The organism is Psychrobacter sp. TB20-MNA-CIBAN-0197 (assembly GCF_040309765.1).
GTDB lineage: Bacteria > Pseudomonadota > Gammaproteobacteria > Pseudomonadales > Moraxellaceae > Psychrobacter > Psychrobacter submarinus.
Window position 1 is genome coordinate 1 of the sequence record NZ_JBEOPC010000342.1, and the last position, 291, is coordinate 291.

Annotated in this window: 1 protein-coding gene; it reads right to left on the bottom strand. The window is 53.3% G+C overall.

Annotated elements, in window-relative coordinates:
* On the bottom strand, positions 1-240 hold a 240-nt coding region (locus AAEY83_RS13940; RefSeq protein ID WP_351059725.1), incomplete at its 3' end, for a hypothetical protein.
* Positions 241-291 lie beyond the last annotated feature (51 nt).

Below are 291 nucleotides of genomic sequence, written 5' to 3' on the forward strand. Positions count from 1 at the left end.
GTACTTTCTCCAGAGATCAAGTTGCGCCTGGGTCATTGGCAACTGCGTGGATTCCTCATCTGTTGCCATGCCCAATGCCACGGAGTCCTGCAGAGTGCTGAGGTCACTCTGCAACTTTGCGATCATCGAGGAAGCCAATGCCGAGAGCGCGGAAGATTTCATGCGCATTGCATCTTTCAGTTGTTCTTCGTCGGGTTCGGCAATGTCGCCGTATTCCAGAGCAACTGCCCGTTCAAACAATTCTCGACCGTGAGTCTCCGGATCTTTCGGCGAAGCCGTAAAGGGTACTTC